The organism is Gracilibacillus oryzae (assembly GCF_009498735.1).
In the GTDB taxonomy this organism is placed as follows: domain Bacteria; phylum Bacillota; class Bacilli; order Bacillales; family Amphibacillaceae; genus Gracilibacillus; species Gracilibacillus oryzae.
This window is the reverse complement of sequence record NZ_ML762425.1, coordinates 377409-393046: the sequence shown is the minus strand read 5'-3', so window position 1 is coordinate 393046 and position 15638 is coordinate 377409. Positions and strand designations below refer to the sequence as shown.

Genomic DNA, 15638 nt, shown 5'->3' with positions numbered 1-15638 from the left:
AAGGGGGAGGAGAATTTGTTAACAAAAGCGCAAATAAGACATGTGTTAGATTCTATTGCCGAAATGTTTCCTGATGCAGAATGCGAACTTAATCATCGCAATGCTTTTGATTTACTCATTGCAGTTGTTCTATCTGCTCAGTGCACAGATGCTTTAGTAAATAAAGTAACGAAAGATCTTTTTCAAAAATACCATACCCCTCAAGATTATGTGAGTGTCTCTTTAGAAGAGTTACAACAAGATATCAGGTCGATCGGGCTTTATCGCAATAAATCAAAAAATATTCAAAAGCTTTGTCGAACCATATTAGAGGAACATGATGGGAAAGTTCCTGAAACAAAAGCGGAATTAGAAAATTTAGCAGGGGTTGGACGCAAAACTGCCAATGTTGTTGCATCTGTAGCTTTTAATGAGCCTGCCATTGCGGTCGACACTCATGTGGAAAGAGTATCGAAACGATTAGGTATATGCAGATGGAAAGACAGTGTTCTGGAAGTTGAAAAGACCCTTATGAGAAAAATTCCAGTCGAAGAATGGAGCGATACCCATCATCGTTTAATTTTTTTCGGTCGATACCATTGCAAAGCTAAAAACCCGCAATGTGATATATGTCCTTTATTGGATATATGCAGAGAAGGAAAAAAGAGAATGAAAAACAGCATGTCATAGCAGACATGCTGTTTTTATTTAACTAATCCTCTTCGTTATTATTGGTTCCGGATGTTTGGGAGTCAGCATCTGTATTGTTTTGCTGCTGTTCTTGTTCTTCCTGATTTTGCTGCTGATTGCTCCCATTTCCGTTTCCGTTGCCTTCGGGTTGCTCATTCCCATTATTTCCGTTTCCGTTTGGTTGCTCATCATTATTGTTACCATTACCGTTTGGCTGGTCTTCATTATTATTGTTTTCGTTCTCGTTTGATTGATCTTCTGATTCATTCCCTTGTCCTTGGGTAGAAATCTGAATAGAAGAGGATGGACCGGACTCTCCATCTTCATTTCTGGATACAGGCGTTACGGTAACTGTATAGATTCTTCCAAGTTGCAACTGTGTCAGATTTAATGACGTTTGATTTGTTGTGAATTCATCAATCACATTTCCAGCTTCCGATAAGCTGATATTGAACTCAATTGGACCATTCTGATCATATGCCCAAGTGACGAGTGAAGAACGATTAGCTGGATCAAAGGTTTGCTGCAATTGTTGAACAGGAGGCAGGTTTGTTTCCTCTCCACCAGGTATTTCAACACTTACTGATGCTGGTTCACTTGTTGAACTGTCGTTTTTAGCTGTAACTTCAATCGTGTAAGATATACCTTTTTCAATATTACTAATTTCCAAAGATGTACTTTCTGTTTCTGTGACATTACCAGATGATCCTTCAGGTATAACAGAAACATCATAAGATATATTCTCTGATTCTTCATAATCCCATTCAACAAATATTTTCTCTTCTTCTTCATTGTATTCTGCAGTTAGATTAGTTACTGGATCCAACTGGTCAAATCTTTCTGATACATTACTAGGTTCATGTCCTTTGACAAATAGTTCTGTTACAATTTCTGAGCTAGGTGTATATTCACTTGGCCGTTTCGCCGGATTTGACCCTTTTTCCACTTCCACTTCTACTACTGATGAAGGCTGTTGGAAATCAGCTGTTTCCACACCACTGGAAACATGCTGCATGAGTTCCCGGAAGATATGAAGCGGCAACTGAGTATTATTAATCGGCTTCCGATCTTTACTAAATCCGCTCCAGATTGAAATGGTGTAGTTGGTTGTGTATCCGGTAAACCAAGAGTCAGGGCTTCCATCTTGGTCCTCTAAATTCGTTGTTCCAGTTTTACCAGCGATCGGGAGACCGTTGATATTGGCATTGGTACCAGTACCTTCCTGTACAACCGATTTTAGCATGTCTGTAATCATGTAGGCAGTATAGTCAGCCATAGCTTCCACAGGTTGTGAAGTTAATTCTTCTGTACGGCCGTCTGGATACTCAACTTTTGTTACTGAGTAAGGTTCATGATAAATCCCTTTATTGCCGAATGCCGCATAGGCACCGGCCATTTCTAATGGTAAGACACCTGTATTTGTACCACCAATTGCATCCCTGATCGATATCTCATCATTTGCAAATTCTATTCCTAATCCCTCAGAAAATGCTTTTGCATTGCTATAGCCTACTTCCTCTAGGGTTTTTACTGCTGGAACATTTAATGATTGTTGCAATGCATAGCGAGCGCTCATCCAGCCTTGATAAGCCCGGTTCCAGTTTCGAATCACACCGTCAGTTCCTGCAACTGGAAATGGTTTATCATCATTTAATTGGTGATAGGTTGACCAATTTAAATGTTCAATAGCTGGTCCATAAGCAACAATAGGTTTCATAGAAGATCCGCCTTGACGTCCATCACCATCGATCGCAAAGTTCCATCCATCACTTTCACGATTACGACCGCCGCCGATTGCGCGAATTGCTCCTGTTTGGGTATCAAGCAAGGTAATTCCAACTTGAATATCCGGATCCGCACTGTAATCGATTGGATTATTTTCCTGATCACTTAATAATAACTCAGTATATTCTTGTGCTCCAGGATCTAAGGTTGTATAAACTTGCAGGCTGTCCTTATAAATATCTGCGCCGGTTTTTTGTTCCACTTCTTTTCTTACTTGCTGAATGAAACCTTCATATTTCACATATTGTTTTTTGCTCTCTACAAGAAGTGCTGCTACATCCGTATCTCTCACTTCGTCTGCTTCCGCTTCGCTAATCTTGTTATGCTGTACCATTAAATTAAGGACTGTATTCATTCTTTCCTTCGTAAGATCAGGATTTACAAACGGATCATATGCAGATGGACGCTGCGGTAATCCGGCCAGTATAGCAGCTTCAGCCAGCGTCAGATCATTCAAATCAGTTTTGCCGAAATACACTTCTGCTGCTGTTGCTACACCATAGGCTCCAGCACCATAATAGATTTTATTTACATACATTTCAAAGATCTCTTCTTTAGAATACTTGCGTTCTAATTGCAATGCGAGCCACTGTTCCTGCACTTTTCGTCTTAGCTGTTTATCATTCGAAAGGAAGGATCCTTTCACTACTTGCTGTGTAATTGTACTGGCACCCTGGGAACCGAATCCATCACGGAAGTTAGCAATAATGGCTGCACCGATCCGTTTAAAATCTATCCCCATATGGCTTTTAAACCGGACATCCTCAGTTGCTAAGATTGCGTCCTCTAATACTTTAGGTATCTCGCTGTATTCAACGGTGGATCGTTTCTCTGTTCCCAAGTCTGCAAAAATTTCTCCATTTATATCATATAATTTAGTCGATGCTGGAGCGGACAATTGTGATGAGTCCAAATCAGGTGCTGTCATCACATAAAAACCAAATAATCCTGCTACTCCCACGCCAATGCAAAGGATCCCGATAATAATGATTTTTATTAATTGCTTCCATAACGAGCTTTTTTTCTTGTCTTTTGGTTGTTTTTGATTCTGTTTTCTTCTTGCCATTCTTGTTTGACTATTTTCAGCCATTTTATGTTCCTCCGTTCTATATACAATACTTATCAATTACACTTAAATAATCTACTTTTATATGAAATTGAATCGGTATTATATAACCTTCCTTTTTGACTGCATCTAATGGAATAGATTTTCTTCCTCCATTTAGTTGTTTTTCCCAATAAATAAACAGCTTCTCTGCCGGATAATAATAAGTTTCCTGTAACACACTAAATCGTATTATTAGAAAACAAATCGCCCCATGACTTACTACTTGCTTCATATGGTCAATTTGATGCTGATGAATGTTACTTAAAGGAAAAGAAGTTTTGTTTCTCGTTTCTTTCGCTTCAAAATCAATATACTTCCCTTTATAAATCCCATTATAGTCGGTGGTGGATGCCTGTTTAAAATAGGCTTCCTTTATGACTGCAGCACTCCTTTTTGGATAATCCACCTGAACAATTTGAACAGGTACTGGTTTTTTGTGAATAATTGCTTTATTTGAATCTTTGTAAAAATCATTTGTTTCATTAATATCTTCTTCTAATGTCATGCCGCGATTACTGTAGATTGTTTCTCTAAAAACAGATGGTTTGGCAGCATTTACCGAGACTTTCTTACCGTTCGGATAATGCATATTTTCCCCCCTAACTGAAAGAACCTTGCCAGTTTACTATGTGGCAACAGCTAGCTTCATCATACGCTATGCAGTAGAATTGTTCAATTAATATGATAGCTTAGAAAGTCACAAGATACTAACTTATATATTCGTTTTTTGTCATATTTTTATGGGGGAATATGGACAAACAGTATCACGTTATATGTCATCTTTATCCTTTGCGATATACTATATTCCCAATTCTATGATAAATACTTTTAATGTATAAGAAAAAATCGACATTGCAAGAACTGCATTGCCGATTTTAAAAAAAGGTACTGGATAGATGCTTGACTAAACAGATGGACGGTTCGGTCCATTTAATTTTTTATCATTTTGAGTTGGAATTGCAGTATCCTTTTTCTTTTTGTTATCCTTCGCTCTCTTATTCAGACGCATTTTAGTCCCTCCTTATTAAAAACTCAGTTCCTTAACAAGAAACTTACTTACCATAGTTTGCCTCTTTATGGAGAAAAAATTCACTAAATTAGAGAAGGTTTGTCATACTGATACTAGTTTTGTCAAATGAAAAGGATATCTTTCACTCTCATGGAATATTAACTTTAGAAAAAGCGCCATTTACTATCTTAATGAGAGGTGAACGAAGTGACAAAGAAAAAAATAATTAAGACAAATACGCTGATTGTTAAAGTTGACCAATTAATTGATTTGATGAAGCAGATTGATCATGAAGCACATACATCGTTATGCTATAATAAAAAAACGGAAAGTGTTAAAATATTAAAGAAGATTGGATAAAGGTAAAAAAGAGAAAAAGAGAAAAAGGTGTGACAATTTTGCAACTATTGGAGCAGACTATTCAACTGGAGCAAGTTCTGGTGAAATTGAAAGATCATTACTTAACAAACGAACGCCCTGAAAACAAGCGGGACCCTGTTTTCTTTCAATTCGTCAAAGAGCAGACAAGCCCTGTATTCGAACAAATCGATCACTGGTATAAAAATGCTCTTCAATTTATTCAGAATCGAGAAGTAAAAGTTCACCCGCAGCAATTGCAGTCAACCGAAGACAATTTAAAAATACTTTTGTTGCACAGTTATTATATTGATGTTCGTAAAAGAAGATATATGGATTTATATCAATCTATCCAATATGTTCTGGACTCGTTAAAACAGGATATAAAGAATCAAACCAAAAGAGGCGGTGAGTAGAATGGAGCAAACGGAATTAATTAGCCTGGCAAAAGAAGCACATGGAAAAGCATATACTCCCTATTCTAAATTCAATGTAGGTGCAGCCCTTTTAATGAAATCAGGGAAAGTTTACCTTGGATGTAATATAGAAAATGCAGCTTACCCTGTGACGATATGTGCTGAGCGGACAGCTATTTTCAAAGCAATATCTGAAGGAGAGTATGATTTCGATCAGTTAGCAGTAGTTGCAGATACAGAAAGACCTGTCCCTCCTTGTGGATCATGCAGACAAGTGTTAAGCGAATTTTTTACCAAGGAGACGTTAATCCATACGAGTAATCTAACAGGTGACATTAAGACAATTACGATGGAAGAATTGCTGCCATTTTCATTCGCTGCAAGCGACATGGAAAAGAATAAGAATTAAATCATGGAAAAGTAGGTAGATGTCTTAGACAAACTTCACTATCGTGACATACGCTAGTATAGATCAAATATAGTGAGGTGATAAATGATGAGAAGAAGACCATGTATGATGCCGATGAACACAATGCCAGCAAACACGATGGTTTATCCAACAAAATGTAACGAGGTAAACACTTGTAGTGAGAGTGTAGTGAATCATATTCATCCTTCACACACTACTTGTGTTAACCATCATCTAGTGAAAAACGTCCATTATTATCCACACACCACTTCTAATCAATATACAGTAGATCAAATCAATGTGAATGGTGGTCCTGTACCGCCAATGTTTAATCAAATGGGGATGAACCAAGGCAACTTCCCTAGATAATATTGAAAGCTGTCATTTTCAAAATGACAGCTTTTTGTTTACATTTCTGCAAGGAAGTTTAGGGCGACGCAGTAGAATTTTGAGTTTTTACAATATAATTGGTAGCAACAAACCGGAGCTTCTATTATAATTTTAAGTAATAAACTGCACATGGGAGCGAATACTGATTGATAAAAATATTAACTATTACAGGAAATAAACCGAACGAATTGAATATTTCAAGTGAAAAGGACAAGAGAATTAGTTATATAAAAGAAGCCATCCGCAAAAAAATCATTTCATTTATTGAAGATGGACTGGAATGGATCATTATCACAGGTCAGTTAGGAATTGAATTATGGGCTGCTGAAGTAGTTTGTGAACTGAAAGAAAAATATTCTGTTAAATTAGGCATTTTTCCACCTTTTCTTGAATATTCATCAAGATGGCCGGAACATTATCAGGAAAAACTGGAACAGATACTGTTAGAAGCAGATTTCTCTCAATCACTCTATAATCAGCCATATAAGGGGCCATATCAATTTAGTAATAAAGACAATTGGCTGCTGCAAAAAACGGACGCATGTTTGATTATTGGGGATGAGGAGTATCCTGGCAGTGTAAAATTTTTTCTGGAAAAGGCTAAGAATGCAGCAGAGTCTGATCACTATCAAATTTTTTGGATTACACCCTTTGATCTAGAAGAAATTGTGAAAGAAGAAGCGGAACTGAAGTTATTGGATATCGATCATTAAATAATATTGACAAGATTAAATTATTTTGAAAAAATGGATGAAGGTCTATTATTAACAAAATAATCCTTCTTATATTATAATTTAATGGAGATGTTGACATAGAATGAAATGTCAAGGACTTTAAAAGAGGTGGATGGAAATGGCAAATCAATTAATTGGAAAAGATATTCTTGAAAAAAACTTTAAAACGTCGATGCGCGGATATAATCAGGAAGAAGTGGATGAATATTTAGACACCATTATCCAGGATTATGAATATTTTCAACAGGAAATCAGCAGATTAAGACAAGAGAATGATCGATTAAAGAAAAACTCGGAGACACGACTCAGATCAACAACGTCCAATCATCAAGTTAATTATGATATTCTCAAAAGGTTGTCCAACTTAGAAAAAGCAGTGTTTGGACGAAAGATTGAAGAAGAATAAGTTAGTTGCAATACTTTCCATTGACTATTTTGAATGCCATGTTACAATAGTAAAGGCTTGAGAAATTATTCAAAGAATGAATGGAGAAGTAATCGCTGCACATGTACAATGTGTAGAGGAAAGTCCATGCTCACACAAGCTGAGATGCTTGTAGTGTTCGTGCTTGACGAAATCATAAGTCAAGGTAACCAATTCCGGTTAACGGCAGAGAAAACACCTACGTCCTTTATTGGATATGGTGTGAGTATCTTGAAAGTGCCACAGTGACGTAGCTAAACAGGAAACTGTTTAGGTGGAACGCGGTAAACCCCTCGAGTGAGCAACCCAAATATTGGTAGGGGCATCTTTTATTAGGGAAATAATGAACCGAACGAAGGACAAGCTTCTTGCTTGTAGACAGATGATTACACCTTTGGTACGAGGCTGACCACCGTATGCAGTACGAAAAGGACAGAACATGGCTTACGAACATTCATTCGGTCAATTATTGCTTAGCAGAAACCCCTTTTCATTATGAAAGGGGTTTTGATATTATATGAAGTAAATTATGTTGAGAAAAATAATGTGAATACATAGAAGGGACTATTATATGAAGAAAAAATTTACTCTGATAGCAACAGCTGCAATGGGCTTAGAGTCAATCGTTGCCAATGAGGTAAAAGCATTAGGCTATGAAGAGGTAAAAGTAGAAAATGGGAAAGTCATTTATGAAACTGACGAACTGGGAATTGCCCGTTCCAACTTGTGGCTGCGGACTGCAGATCGTGTGAAACTGTTAATTGGTGAATTTGATGCCACAACCTATGATGAGCTTTTCGAAAAGACAAAAGCATTGCCATGGGAGAAATTTATCCCAGAGGATGGGGAATTCCCTGTCATAGGAAAGTCACATAAATCTACTTTATATAGTGTGCCTGATTGTCAGTCCATTACAAAAAAGGCAATTGTTGAAAGGCTGAAACAAAAGCATGGAGTGGCTAGATGGCTAAAAGAAACAGGTGCCTTGCACAGAGTAGAGGTAGCACTTTTGAAAGATAAAGTGACACTAACGATGGACTCATCAGGGAGCGGACTGCATAAACGCGGTTACCGGACAGGACAAGGTGAAGCACCTCTTAAAGAAACATTAGCGGCAGCGTTAGTACAATTAACGAACTGGACCCCTGATCAAACATTCTATGATATTTTTTGCGGTTCTGGTACAATACCGATTGAAGCCGCATTAATCGGCCAGAATATCGCTCCAGGGTTTAACCGAGAGTTTGCTTTTGAAGGATGGGAGTTTATTCCGGCGTCCGTGCATGAACGTGCATTAGAAGAAGCAGAGGACCTTGCTAATTATGATCAGCCATTAGACATATACGGTACCGATATCAGCCATAAGATGATTGAAATTGCAAAAGATAATGCGATGGAAGCTGGTCTCGGTGACCTGGTCAAATGGAAGCAAATGCAAGCAAATGATTTTCATACGACTTCAAGCGGGGGATATATAGTCAGCAATCCGCCTTACGGGGAACGAATCGGGGACCGTCAAGAGGTGGAAGCGATGTATCAGAAACTAGGCAATACATTAAAACAATACCCGACATGGAGTGTCTATATTCTCACATCAAATGAAAATTTTGAAAAACTGTACGGTAAGGAAGCTTCGAAAAAACGCAAGTTATTTAATGGTTTTATCCGAACCGATTATTACCAGTATTTCGGCAGAAGTGAATAGATTCAAGTTAAATGAGGGATAACGGTGAATAATAGTGAGATAGTAGCATACTACTTGGAAAACCTTTGGTCAAAAGGTTTTAAATTAACAGATGAAGAAGTTCGCTTCATTTATTTTGGGATGAAATATACAAATACGTCTGCTAAGCAAGTAAAGATTGCCTTGTCCCTCACTTTACAAATACAATTAAGCTTTGATGGAAGTTTTTACATTAGCTTATTAGAGCTGTTTCACAGCAATCATGTGAAGACAATGAAAGAAGCACGAAAGCTCCTTCAGGAAAAGCAGGTCAACTAACCCCTAATCTTCCTGTTGATATAAAGCTTCACGTGCTAGCTTATCTGCATGGCTGTTTTGTTTTTCCGGAATCCACTTTATAAAAAAGTAGGGAAAAGTCTTAGCTTTTTCAGTAATTTGTTCATAGTATGGTTTGAATACTTTGTTTTTCACAAATTGTTTTTCCAACGTTTCGACGACAAGTTTAGAGTCTGAACGTACAGAGATAATTTCCTCAGGGAATTTTTTTTGGCAATAATCGAGCGCTTCAATTATTGCAATAAATTCAGCTTCATGATTTGAATATTCTCCAATGTATTTTGCAATTGTAAACATTTCTTTCCCTTTCTTCATATACACACCAATACCGCTTGGCCCTGGATTTCCTTTTGTTGCTGCGTCTGTATAAACCTCAAGCATGCTGATCACCTTTCTGCCATTTTTTAGCCAAATAGATAAACGGTGTATCAATAACAGAGACAATAAATTTAATTAAATAGGTTGTTAAAAACACTTCGAACCAGTCATCCATAGAGTATAGCCCGTAAAATGCAATACTGCAAAAAATAAAGGTGTCAACAAGTTGACTTATCATGGTACTGCCATTGTTTCGAAGCCACAAAAACTTTGTATCAGGCAGTCGTTTCCTCAGCTTAGCATAAATCCAGACATCAATATACTGACTGACAACATATGCTAGCATACTCCCGAGTGCGATATTAGGAATGACTTCAAAAATCGCTTCAAGGGCTGGTTGCATTACGTCAGATTCATGAGGGGTAAAGCGAAGTGCGACTTGCATCAGGATAGTCATCACCAGTAATGTGGAGAAACCCATCCAGACTGCCTTTTTTGCATCCTTTCTGCCATGGTTTTCATTTAATATATCTGTCGCCAGAAATACCGTCCCATACATTATATTCCCTAATGTTGCAATAAAGCCGAACATCTCTACAGTTTTTAACACCTGGATATTTGCAATTACTGTTGCCATCCCGATCCATACGAATAATCCAGCACGTCCAAAGAAGCGGTACATAAGGATCAGGATCGAAAAATTAACAATAGCAAAAAGAATCCATAGCAATTCATTTGGCAATATCATTACATCCCTTCAAAATATCTTACTAAAAAATATCATAATCCTATTATTCCTGTAAACGAAAAGCAATATAAAAGGCGATGAAGCAGTTCATCGCCTGTAAATTTATTATTTTTTCTCAACATTTGCAGCTTGTGGGCCTCTTTCACCTTCGACAACTTCAAAAGTTACTTCTTGACCTTCTTCTAACGTTTTAAAACCTTCTTGTTGGATTGCAGAATAATGAACAAATACATCATTACCTTCTTCCAACTGGATAAATCCATACCCTTTTTCTGCGTTGAACCATTTTACTATACCATTTTCCATCTTTTTCTTCCTCCCTAAATCCTTTCACGTAATAGATACGTGGAAATTTCACAAACAAGATTATGGGTTTTTGCCTATAGCAAAAAAGGCAGCAACTATAGAAGTGCAGGATCATCATTCCATTCCTTCTATAGAAGCTACCCGATAATAATGAATCCCAGACATCTGATTTGCTTGTGTTTACTATAGCTCATTTTGCTGTGACCGTCAAGAAATCCCATAATATCCAGTTAAACATTTGGAAACACTATGAAAATATGATATTTTTTATAAAGATTATGTATATAAGGATTTGAGATTATGTCAATATTGATTGGTTTAACTGGATGGGGAGACCATCCTGCGTTGAAAGCTCAGACCAAAAATAAAAATAAACTAGTCGAATACAGCTCCCATTTTCCTACAGTGGAAGTGGACAGTTCTTTTTATGCGATCCAGCCGCAACAAAGATACCAGAACTGGGTAGAACAAACACCAGATGCTTTTTCTTTTGTTGTGAAAGCACATCAGACGATAACAGGGCATGATCGCAAAAATCTGACAAATCAAGAAATGAAATCGTTGGTAGATGAATTTAAACAGTCAATCGAGCCTGTTATTCAGGCAAACAAACTGAATATGGCATTATTTCAGTTTCCCCCATGGTTTCAATTGAATCAGCAGAACATCGTCAAACTAAAAAAGATTCGGGAATGGGTTGGGGACATACCAGTTGCTTTAGAGTTCCGTAATCGAACATGGTTAGAAGATTATCGTAATCAAACCATGGAATTTCTCAAATCGGAACATTGGATTCATGTCATATGCGATGAACCGCAAGCAGGAGTCGGATCAATACCGACAGTACTGGAAACGAGTGATAATAAACAGTCATTAATCAGATTTCATGGAAGAAATGTTCACGGCTGGAATAATCACGGTCAGGAAAATTGGCGTGAAGTTCGTTTTCTGTATCGATACAACGATTCGGAATTGTTAGAATGGGTCAGACATATCCGCTGGCTGCAAAATCAGGTAGAACAAGTTACCATTTTATTCAACAACAATTCCGGTGGAGACGCTTACGATAATGCGAAGCAATTAATCAGCATGCTTAACATTGAATATAATGATCTTCACCCAAAACAAATGAATTTATTTGATGACCTATTTTGATACAACGCGTTTTGCACCCAAATAACGTGCAGACCAGTAATCTTCACTAAGAGCACTAATTTCGACACCATTGCTAGCACCGGCATGAATGAACTGCCCGTTTCCAAGGTAAATGCCTGCATGAGACGGGCCAGGCTTATATGTTTCAAAGAATACAAGATCACCTACCCCAGGCTGGTCCAGAGATTTTGTCGCATTCCACATTTCGTTTACCGTTCTTGGCAAATGAATGTTAAATTGTTTGAATACATACTGAATATAACCGCTGCAATCAAATCCAGATGTGGTTGTGCCGCCCCAAACATAGGGAACCCCTAAGAAAGTTTTTGCTGCTGCTGTTATACCAGGCAATTTATTTACAGTAACAGGAATCATTTTAATATTCTGTTCATTATTTTCTTCATTTTTGGGAGAATCCGACTCAACTTCCTTATTATCATCCTTGACACTAACAGTAGGGATAGAAGAAATAGCCACATTATTTACTCTTTCATTTTCAATATGAACAATTTCCAAACCGTTATCTTGTTTAAATGATTGAAAGGCGTTATCTGTTTTCGGACCATAGATCCCATCAATTGCTGCTTGATAATATCCGTAATAATGAAGTGCTTCTTGCAATTGGGTTACAGCTTTTGCATTATCTGATTGATCATCCGCTATGTGTTCTGAAAGAATCTGTTCATAGGCTTCTTCTTCCTTTCTGATTAATTTCTGCTTTGTATCACTGGCTGCTTCCCCACTTATTTTCAATTGCTGATCTTTCTGGAATTTTTTTAGTGCATATTCCGTCAATATACCAAATTCTCCATCAATGGATGAGTCATAATAGGATAATTTCTGCAATTTTTCTTGTAAAATTCGGACAGAGTCATGGTGCATTCCGTATTTTAGATTATCTGCCTGTTCTAAAACTTCATTATCGATCACTGGGTATTCATCAATATAAAATGAAAATGGTTGACTGAAAGCAAAACTGTATGCAATGGAGTGCTTTACTATTGTTGACAAATGATCATGTAATAACATATTAAGCCCCCCTCTTGAATAATGCTTAACAAAAATGTATGCTTAAATAATTAGAATATGATGTGTAGCAGTATTTTGTTACCGTTTTGTAATATTACATATACGGGGGAAGGTTGAAGATAATGAGTAAAAGCGAACAAGCATATTTGGATTTATGTAAACGAGTTTTAGAGGAAGGAAACAATAGGGATGACCGTACTAAGACAGGTACACTTTCCGTGTTTGGTCATCAGATGAGATTTAATTTGGCAGATGGATTTCCTCTTTTAACAACAAAGAAAGTACCATTCCGCTTAATCGTGAGTGAATTATTATGGTTTATTAAAGGGGATACTAATATCCGGTATTTATTAGAAAACAATAATCATATATGGAATGAATGGGCTTTTGAAAAATGGATTGAAAGTGAAGATTACAAAGGTCCTGATATGACTGATTTTGGTCACCGTTCGTTAAAAGATGCGGATTTTAAAGAACAATATGAGGAACAAATGAAATTGTTTACAGACAAGATTTTGACAGATAATCAATTTGCTGAGGGATTCGGTGATTTAGGCTCTGTTTATGGTTCGCAATGGCGTTCCTGGAACACGACAAAAGGAGAAACGATTGATCAATTAAAAGAGGTTATTACTTCAATTAAAGAAAATCCTTATTCAAGAAGACATATCGTCACAGCATGGAATCCGGAAGATGTACCAACAATGGCTCTGCCACCGTGCCATACTATGTTCCAGTTTTACGTCTCCGATGGAAAATTAAGTTGTCAATTATATCAGCGAAGCGGAGATATTTTTTTAGGTGTGCCATTTAATATAGCGAGCTACTCCTTGCTTACCTGTCTAATTGCAAAGGAGTGTAATTTAGCTCCAGGCGAATTTGTTCATACGATAGGTGATGCGCATATTTATGCCAATCACATTGATCAGGTTAAAACACAGTTAACACGGAATCCAAAAGCCTTACCTGCATTAAAACTAAAGGATTTTGATTCTATATTTGATGTTAATGTAGAAGATATTGAAATAGAAAACTATGAGCCGCATCCAGCAATCAAAGCACCAATCGCAGTGTAAAGGAGGAGACAAATGATTTCACTATTATTTGCAATGGACAGGAACAGGGTGATAGGGAAAAATAATGACATGCCATGGCATTTACCTAATGATATGAAGTTTTTCAGAGAAATGACTACAAATCAGACCATTATTATGGGCAGGAAAACATTAGAATCGATGAATGGCCCATTACCTAAGCGGGAAAACATTGTGCTGACAAGAGATGCGGATTTTAGTCATCCCAATTGTAAAGTCATCCATTCGATCAAAGAATTGCAAAAAATAATCAATGAACAGCCAGAAAAAGAATGGTTCGTTATTGGCGGAGAAAATATCTTTAGACAGACACTGGAGATTGCAGATCGAATCTATATGACGCATATTGATGAATCATTTGGAGGAGATACCTATTTCCCTGAATTCAATCAATCCGAGTGGGAGATCACAAGTGAAAAAGCGGGCACAGTGGATGAGTTGAATAAATATCCTCATACATTTATTCAATATGACCGAAAAAAATAATCAAAATTTGTACAGGATCAAGACAAGCTAGACAAAACATGGTAAGATGAGTATGATAATAACAACAGATACAATGAAAAAGGTGGGCAAATCATATGTTATCCCAAATTGGAATACCAGGATTAATCTTAATATTAGTAATTGCGCTAGTTATATTTGGACCGAAAAAGCTTCCGGAAATCGGGAAAGCTACTGGTGAAACGTTAAGGGAATTCAAAAAATCTGCACGAGATTTGACTAGTGACGAGAAAGATGACAAAAAATCTTAATTCTCACACTTGCAGTAAATTGAGGTGAAAAGGATGCTATCAAGTATTGGCTTTCCAGGATTAATTTTAATATTAGTCACGGCATTGATCATTTTTGGACCATCTAAACTTCCGGAAATCGGAAAAGCTGTTGGAAGTTCTATGCGTGAGTTTAAAAAAGCAACAAATGATTTACTAAACGATGATAAAAAAGATCAACAATAAATTGGAAAGGTGTAAAAGCTGTGCCCTTTTACATCTTTTTATTATGTTAAAAAGTATATTTGTCAGTTTGAGTGTTAAACAGTGAAGGGGTTATTATAGGATGGAGCAAGATAAATCATTACAAAATGATAAAGAAATGGGTTATCTCGATCACTTTGCGGAATTGCGTAACCGGTTAATTGTTACAGCGGTAATTTTTATACTTTTTTTTGGATTAGGCTTGTATTTTGTCAATGATATCCGTGATTTCTTCTTAAAAGATATTGATATTACCTTAAATTTAATCTCACCTGAAGAGATTATCTGGGTAATTTTGACGATTGCATTGACGGTTGCCATTACAGGAACTCTGCCTTTTTTATGTTTGCAATTATGGTTGTTTGTGAAGCCCGGATTGACGCGTCATGAGCGCCGAGTATCTGCATGGTATATTCCAGCTGTTTTCCTGTTATTTATCGCAGGATTAACATTTGGTTATTATATTTTTGTTAAATTAATCTTACCATTCGTCTTATCATTAAATGATGGAATTTTTGAGACATTATTTTCTGTTGAAAACTACTTCCGGTTTATTTTTCGAGTAACGTTACCGTTCGCTGTCTTTTTTGAAATTCCTGTTATTTTTATGTTTTTAACAAGCTTAGGATTAGTGACACCCCATTTTCTTCATAAGACAAGAAAGTATGCTTATTTTATTCTAATCATCAT

Annotated in this window: 22 protein-coding genes and 1 other RNA gene; 16 read left to right on the top strand and 7 right to left on the bottom strand. The window is 36.8% G+C overall.

Features of this window, described 5'->3' with window-relative positions:
• Window positions 1–15: 15 nt before the first annotated feature.
• A complete protein-coding gene (gene nth / locus F9U64_RS04650; RefSeq protein WP_153401838.1) occupies window positions 16–669 on the top strand; it encodes an endonuclease III in 654 nt (217 codons plus the stop codon).
• Between the two features lie 22 nt (window positions 670–691).
• On the opposite strand, the gene F9U64_RS04645 is transcribed toward nth, so the two are convergent.
• The 3 genes from F9U64_RS04645 to F9U64_RS22600 all read right to left on the bottom strand — a co-directional run bounded on the left by F9U64_RS04645 (window position 692) and on the right by F9U64_RS22600 (window position 4571).
• The gene (locus tag F9U64_RS04645; protein WP_153401837.1) at window positions 692–3544 is read right to left on the bottom strand and encodes a penicillin-binding protein 1A; all 2853 of its coding nucleotides are present in this window, start codon (window positions 3542–3544) and stop codon (window positions 692–694) included.
• Between the two features lie 16 nt (window positions 3545–3560).
• Window positions 3561–4151 carry a Holliday junction resolvase RecU gene (recU, locus tag F9U64_RS04640; RefSeq protein WP_153401836.1) on the bottom strand — a complete coding sequence of 197 codons (591 nt, stop codon included), beginning with the start codon at window positions 4149–4151 and terminating at the stop codon, window positions 3561–3563.
• A gap of 315 nt (window positions 4152–4466) precedes the next feature.
• Entirely contained in the window at window positions 4467–4571 is a 105-nt protein-coding gene (locus tag F9U64_RS22600) for a spore protein (RefSeq protein WP_194287277.1), read from the bottom strand.
• 207 nt (window positions 4572–4778) lie between these two features.
• Here F9U64_RS22600 and F9U64_RS04635 point away from each other — a divergent pair, with 207 nt between their 5' ends.
• From F9U64_RS04635 to F9U64_RS04595, 9 genes are all read left to right on the top strand, one after another.
• A complete protein-coding gene (locus F9U64_RS04635) occupies window positions 4779–4931 on the top strand; it encodes a hypothetical protein (protein ID WP_153401835.1) in 153 nt (50 codons plus the stop codon).
• Between the two features lie 29 nt (window positions 4932–4960).
• Window positions 4961–5344 (top strand): DUF1798 family protein, encoded by a 384-nt coding sequence (locus F9U64_RS04630; protein WP_228275585.1) that lies wholly within the window; start codon window positions 4961–4963, stop codon window positions 5342–5344.
• 1 nt (window position 5345) lies between these two features.
• Entirely contained in the window at window positions 5346–5753 is a 408-nt protein-coding gene (locus F9U64_RS04625) for a cytidine deaminase (RefSeq protein WP_153401834.1), read from the top strand.
• Window positions 5754–5837: 84 nt separating this feature from the next.
• Window positions 5838–6122, top strand: a complete 285-nt coding sequence (locus F9U64_RS04620) for a CotD family spore coat protein (protein WP_228275584.1) — start codon at window positions 5838–5840, stop codon at window positions 6120–6122.
• 167 nt (window positions 6123–6289) lie between these two features.
• On the top strand, window positions 6290–6856 hold the full coding sequence (locus F9U64_RS04615; RefSeq protein WP_323125820.1) for an SLOG family protein: 567 nt from the start codon (window positions 6290–6292) through the stop codon (window positions 6854–6856).
• Window positions 6857–6995: 139 nt separating this feature from the next.
• Window positions 6996–7283, top strand: coding sequence for a cell division regulator GpsB (gene gpsB, locus F9U64_RS04610; protein WP_153401833.1), 288 nt, complete (start codon window positions 6996–6998; stop codon window positions 7281–7283).
• Window positions 7284–7363: 80 nt separating this feature from the next.
• Window positions 7364–7753: RNase P RNA component class B (rnpB, locus tag F9U64_RS04605), an RNA gene on the top strand.
• Window positions 7754–7872: 119 nt separating this feature from the next.
• On the top strand, window positions 7873–9006 hold the full coding sequence (locus F9U64_RS04600; RefSeq protein WP_153401832.1) for a THUMP domain-containing class I SAM-dependent RNA methyltransferase: 1134 nt from the start codon (window positions 7873–7875) through the stop codon (window positions 9004–9006).
• A gap of 24 nt (window positions 9007–9030) precedes the next feature.
• Window positions 9031–9303, top strand: coding sequence for a DUF6123 family protein (locus tag F9U64_RS04595; RefSeq protein ID WP_153401831.1), 273 nt, complete (start codon window positions 9031–9033; stop codon window positions 9301–9303).
• Between the two features lie 3 nt (window positions 9304–9306).
• Here F9U64_RS04595 and F9U64_RS04590 read toward each other — a convergent pair whose 3' ends face one another.
• From F9U64_RS04590 to F9U64_RS04580, 3 genes are all read right to left on the bottom strand, one after another.
• Window positions 9307–9702 carry a ribonuclease HI family protein gene (locus F9U64_RS04590; RefSeq protein ID WP_153401830.1) on the bottom strand — a complete coding sequence of 132 codons (396 nt, stop codon included), beginning with the start codon at window positions 9700–9702 and terminating at the stop codon, window positions 9307–9309.
• Window positions 9695–10381 carry a queuosine precursor transporter gene (locus F9U64_RS04585; protein WP_153401829.1) on the bottom strand — a complete coding sequence of 229 codons (687 nt, stop codon included), beginning with the start codon at window positions 10379–10381 and terminating at the stop codon, window positions 9695–9697. Before F9U64_RS04585 ends, F9U64_RS04590 begins: the two co-directional genes overlap by 8 nt.
• Before the next feature lie 111 nt (window positions 10382–10492).
• Window positions 10493–10693 carry a cold-shock protein gene (locus F9U64_RS04580; RefSeq protein ID WP_153401828.1) on the bottom strand — a complete coding sequence of 67 codons (201 nt, stop codon included), beginning with the start codon at window positions 10691–10693 and terminating at the stop codon, window positions 10493–10495.
• Between the two features lie 300 nt (window positions 10694–10993).
• Between F9U64_RS04580 and F9U64_RS04575 the strand changes: the two genes are divergently transcribed.
• Window positions 10994–11848, top strand: a complete 855-nt coding sequence (locus F9U64_RS04575; protein ID WP_153401827.1) for a DUF72 domain-containing protein — start codon at window positions 10994–10996, stop codon at window positions 11846–11848.
• Here F9U64_RS04575 and F9U64_RS23470 read toward each other — a convergent pair.
• Window positions 11840–12877 carry a C40 family peptidase gene (locus F9U64_RS23470; protein WP_153401826.1) on the bottom strand — a complete coding sequence of 346 codons (1038 nt, stop codon included), beginning with the start codon at window positions 12875–12877 and terminating at the stop codon, window positions 11840–11842. The two genes, F9U64_RS04575 and F9U64_RS23470, sit on opposite strands and share 9 nt — an antisense overlap.
• A 122-nt stretch (window positions 12878–12999) precedes the next feature.
• Between F9U64_RS23470 and F9U64_RS04565 the strand changes: the two genes are divergently transcribed.
• From F9U64_RS04565 to tatC, 5 genes are all read left to right on the top strand, one after another.
• Complete coding sequence (locus tag F9U64_RS04565; RefSeq protein ID WP_153401825.1) at window positions 13000–13953, top strand: thymidylate synthase; 954 nt, start codon at window positions 13000–13002, stop codon at window positions 13951–13953.
• A 12-nt stretch (window positions 13954–13965) separates the two neighbouring features.
• The gene (locus tag F9U64_RS04560; protein WP_153401824.1) at window positions 13966–14457 is read left to right on the top strand and encodes a dihydrofolate reductase; all 492 of its coding nucleotides are present in this window, start codon (window positions 13966–13968) and stop codon (window positions 14455–14457) included.
• A 95-nt stretch (window positions 14458–14552) separates the two neighbouring features.
• On the top strand, window positions 14553–14726 hold the full coding sequence (locus tag F9U64_RS04555) for a twin-arginine translocase TatA/TatE family subunit (RefSeq protein WP_153401823.1): 174 nt from the start codon (window positions 14553–14555) through the stop codon (window positions 14724–14726).
• 33 nt (window positions 14727–14759) lie between these two features.
• A complete protein-coding gene (locus F9U64_RS04550) occupies window positions 14760–14930 on the top strand; it encodes a twin-arginine translocase TatA/TatE family subunit (protein ID WP_153401970.1) in 171 nt (56 codons plus the stop codon).
• 100 nt (window positions 14931–15030) lie between these two features.
• Window positions 15031–15638 (top strand): twin-arginine translocase subunit TatC (gene tatC, locus F9U64_RS04545; protein ID WP_228275583.1); only part of this gene is annotated, 608 nt, incomplete at its 3' end.

Coding starts and splice junctions, on each gene's coding strand:
- F9U64_RS04645 (WP_153401837.1), bottom strand. CDS start 3,544: ATGGCTGAAAATAGTCAAACAAGAATGGCAAGAAGAAAACAGAATCAA.
- recU (WP_153401836.1), bottom strand. CDS start 4,151: ATGCATTATCCGAACGGTAAGAAAGTCTCGGTAAATGCTGCCAAACCA.
- F9U64_RS22600 (WP_194287277.1), bottom strand. CDS start 4,571: ATGCGTCTGAATAAGAGAGCGAAGGATAACAAAAAGAAAAAGGATACT.
- F9U64_RS04625 (WP_153401834.1), top strand. CDS start 5,346: ATGGAGCAAACGGAATTAATTAGCCTGGCAAAAGAAGCACATGGAAAA.
- F9U64_RS04620 (WP_228275584.1), top strand. CDS start 5,838: ATGATGAGAAGAAGACCATGTATGATGCCGATGAACACAATGCCAGCA.
- gpsB (WP_153401833.1), top strand. CDS start 6,996: ATGGCAAATCAATTAATTGGAAAAGATATTCTTGAAAAAAACTTTAAA.
- F9U64_RS04600 (WP_153401832.1), top strand. CDS start 7,873: ATGAAGAAAAAATTTACTCTGATAGCAACAGCTGCAATGGGCTTAGAG.
- F9U64_RS04590 (WP_153401830.1), bottom strand. CDS start 9,702: ATGCTTGAGGTTTATACAGACGCAGCAACAAAAGGAAATCCAGGGCCA.
- F9U64_RS04580 (WP_153401828.1), bottom strand. CDS start 10,693: ATGGAAAATGGTATAGTAAAATGGTTCAACGCAGAAAAAGGGTATGGA.
- F9U64_RS04575 (WP_153401827.1), top strand. CDS start 10,994: ATGTCAATATTGATTGGTTTAACTGGATGGGGAGACCATCCTGCGTTG.
- F9U64_RS23470 (WP_153401826.1), bottom strand. CDS start 12,877: ATGTTATTACATGATCATTTGTCAACAATAGTAAAGCACTCCATTGCA.
- F9U64_RS04565 (WP_153401825.1), top strand. CDS start 13,000: ATGAGTAAAAGCGAACAAGCATATTTGGATTTATGTAAACGAGTTTTA.
- F9U64_RS04560 (WP_153401824.1), top strand. CDS start 13,966: ATGATTTCACTATTATTTGCAATGGACAGGAACAGGGTGATAGGGAAA.
- F9U64_RS04555 (WP_153401823.1), top strand. CDS start 14,553: ATGTTATCCCAAATTGGAATACCAGGATTAATCTTAATATTAGTAATT.
- F9U64_RS04550 (WP_153401970.1), top strand. CDS start 14,760: ATGCTATCAAGTATTGGCTTTCCAGGATTAATTTTAATATTAGTCACG.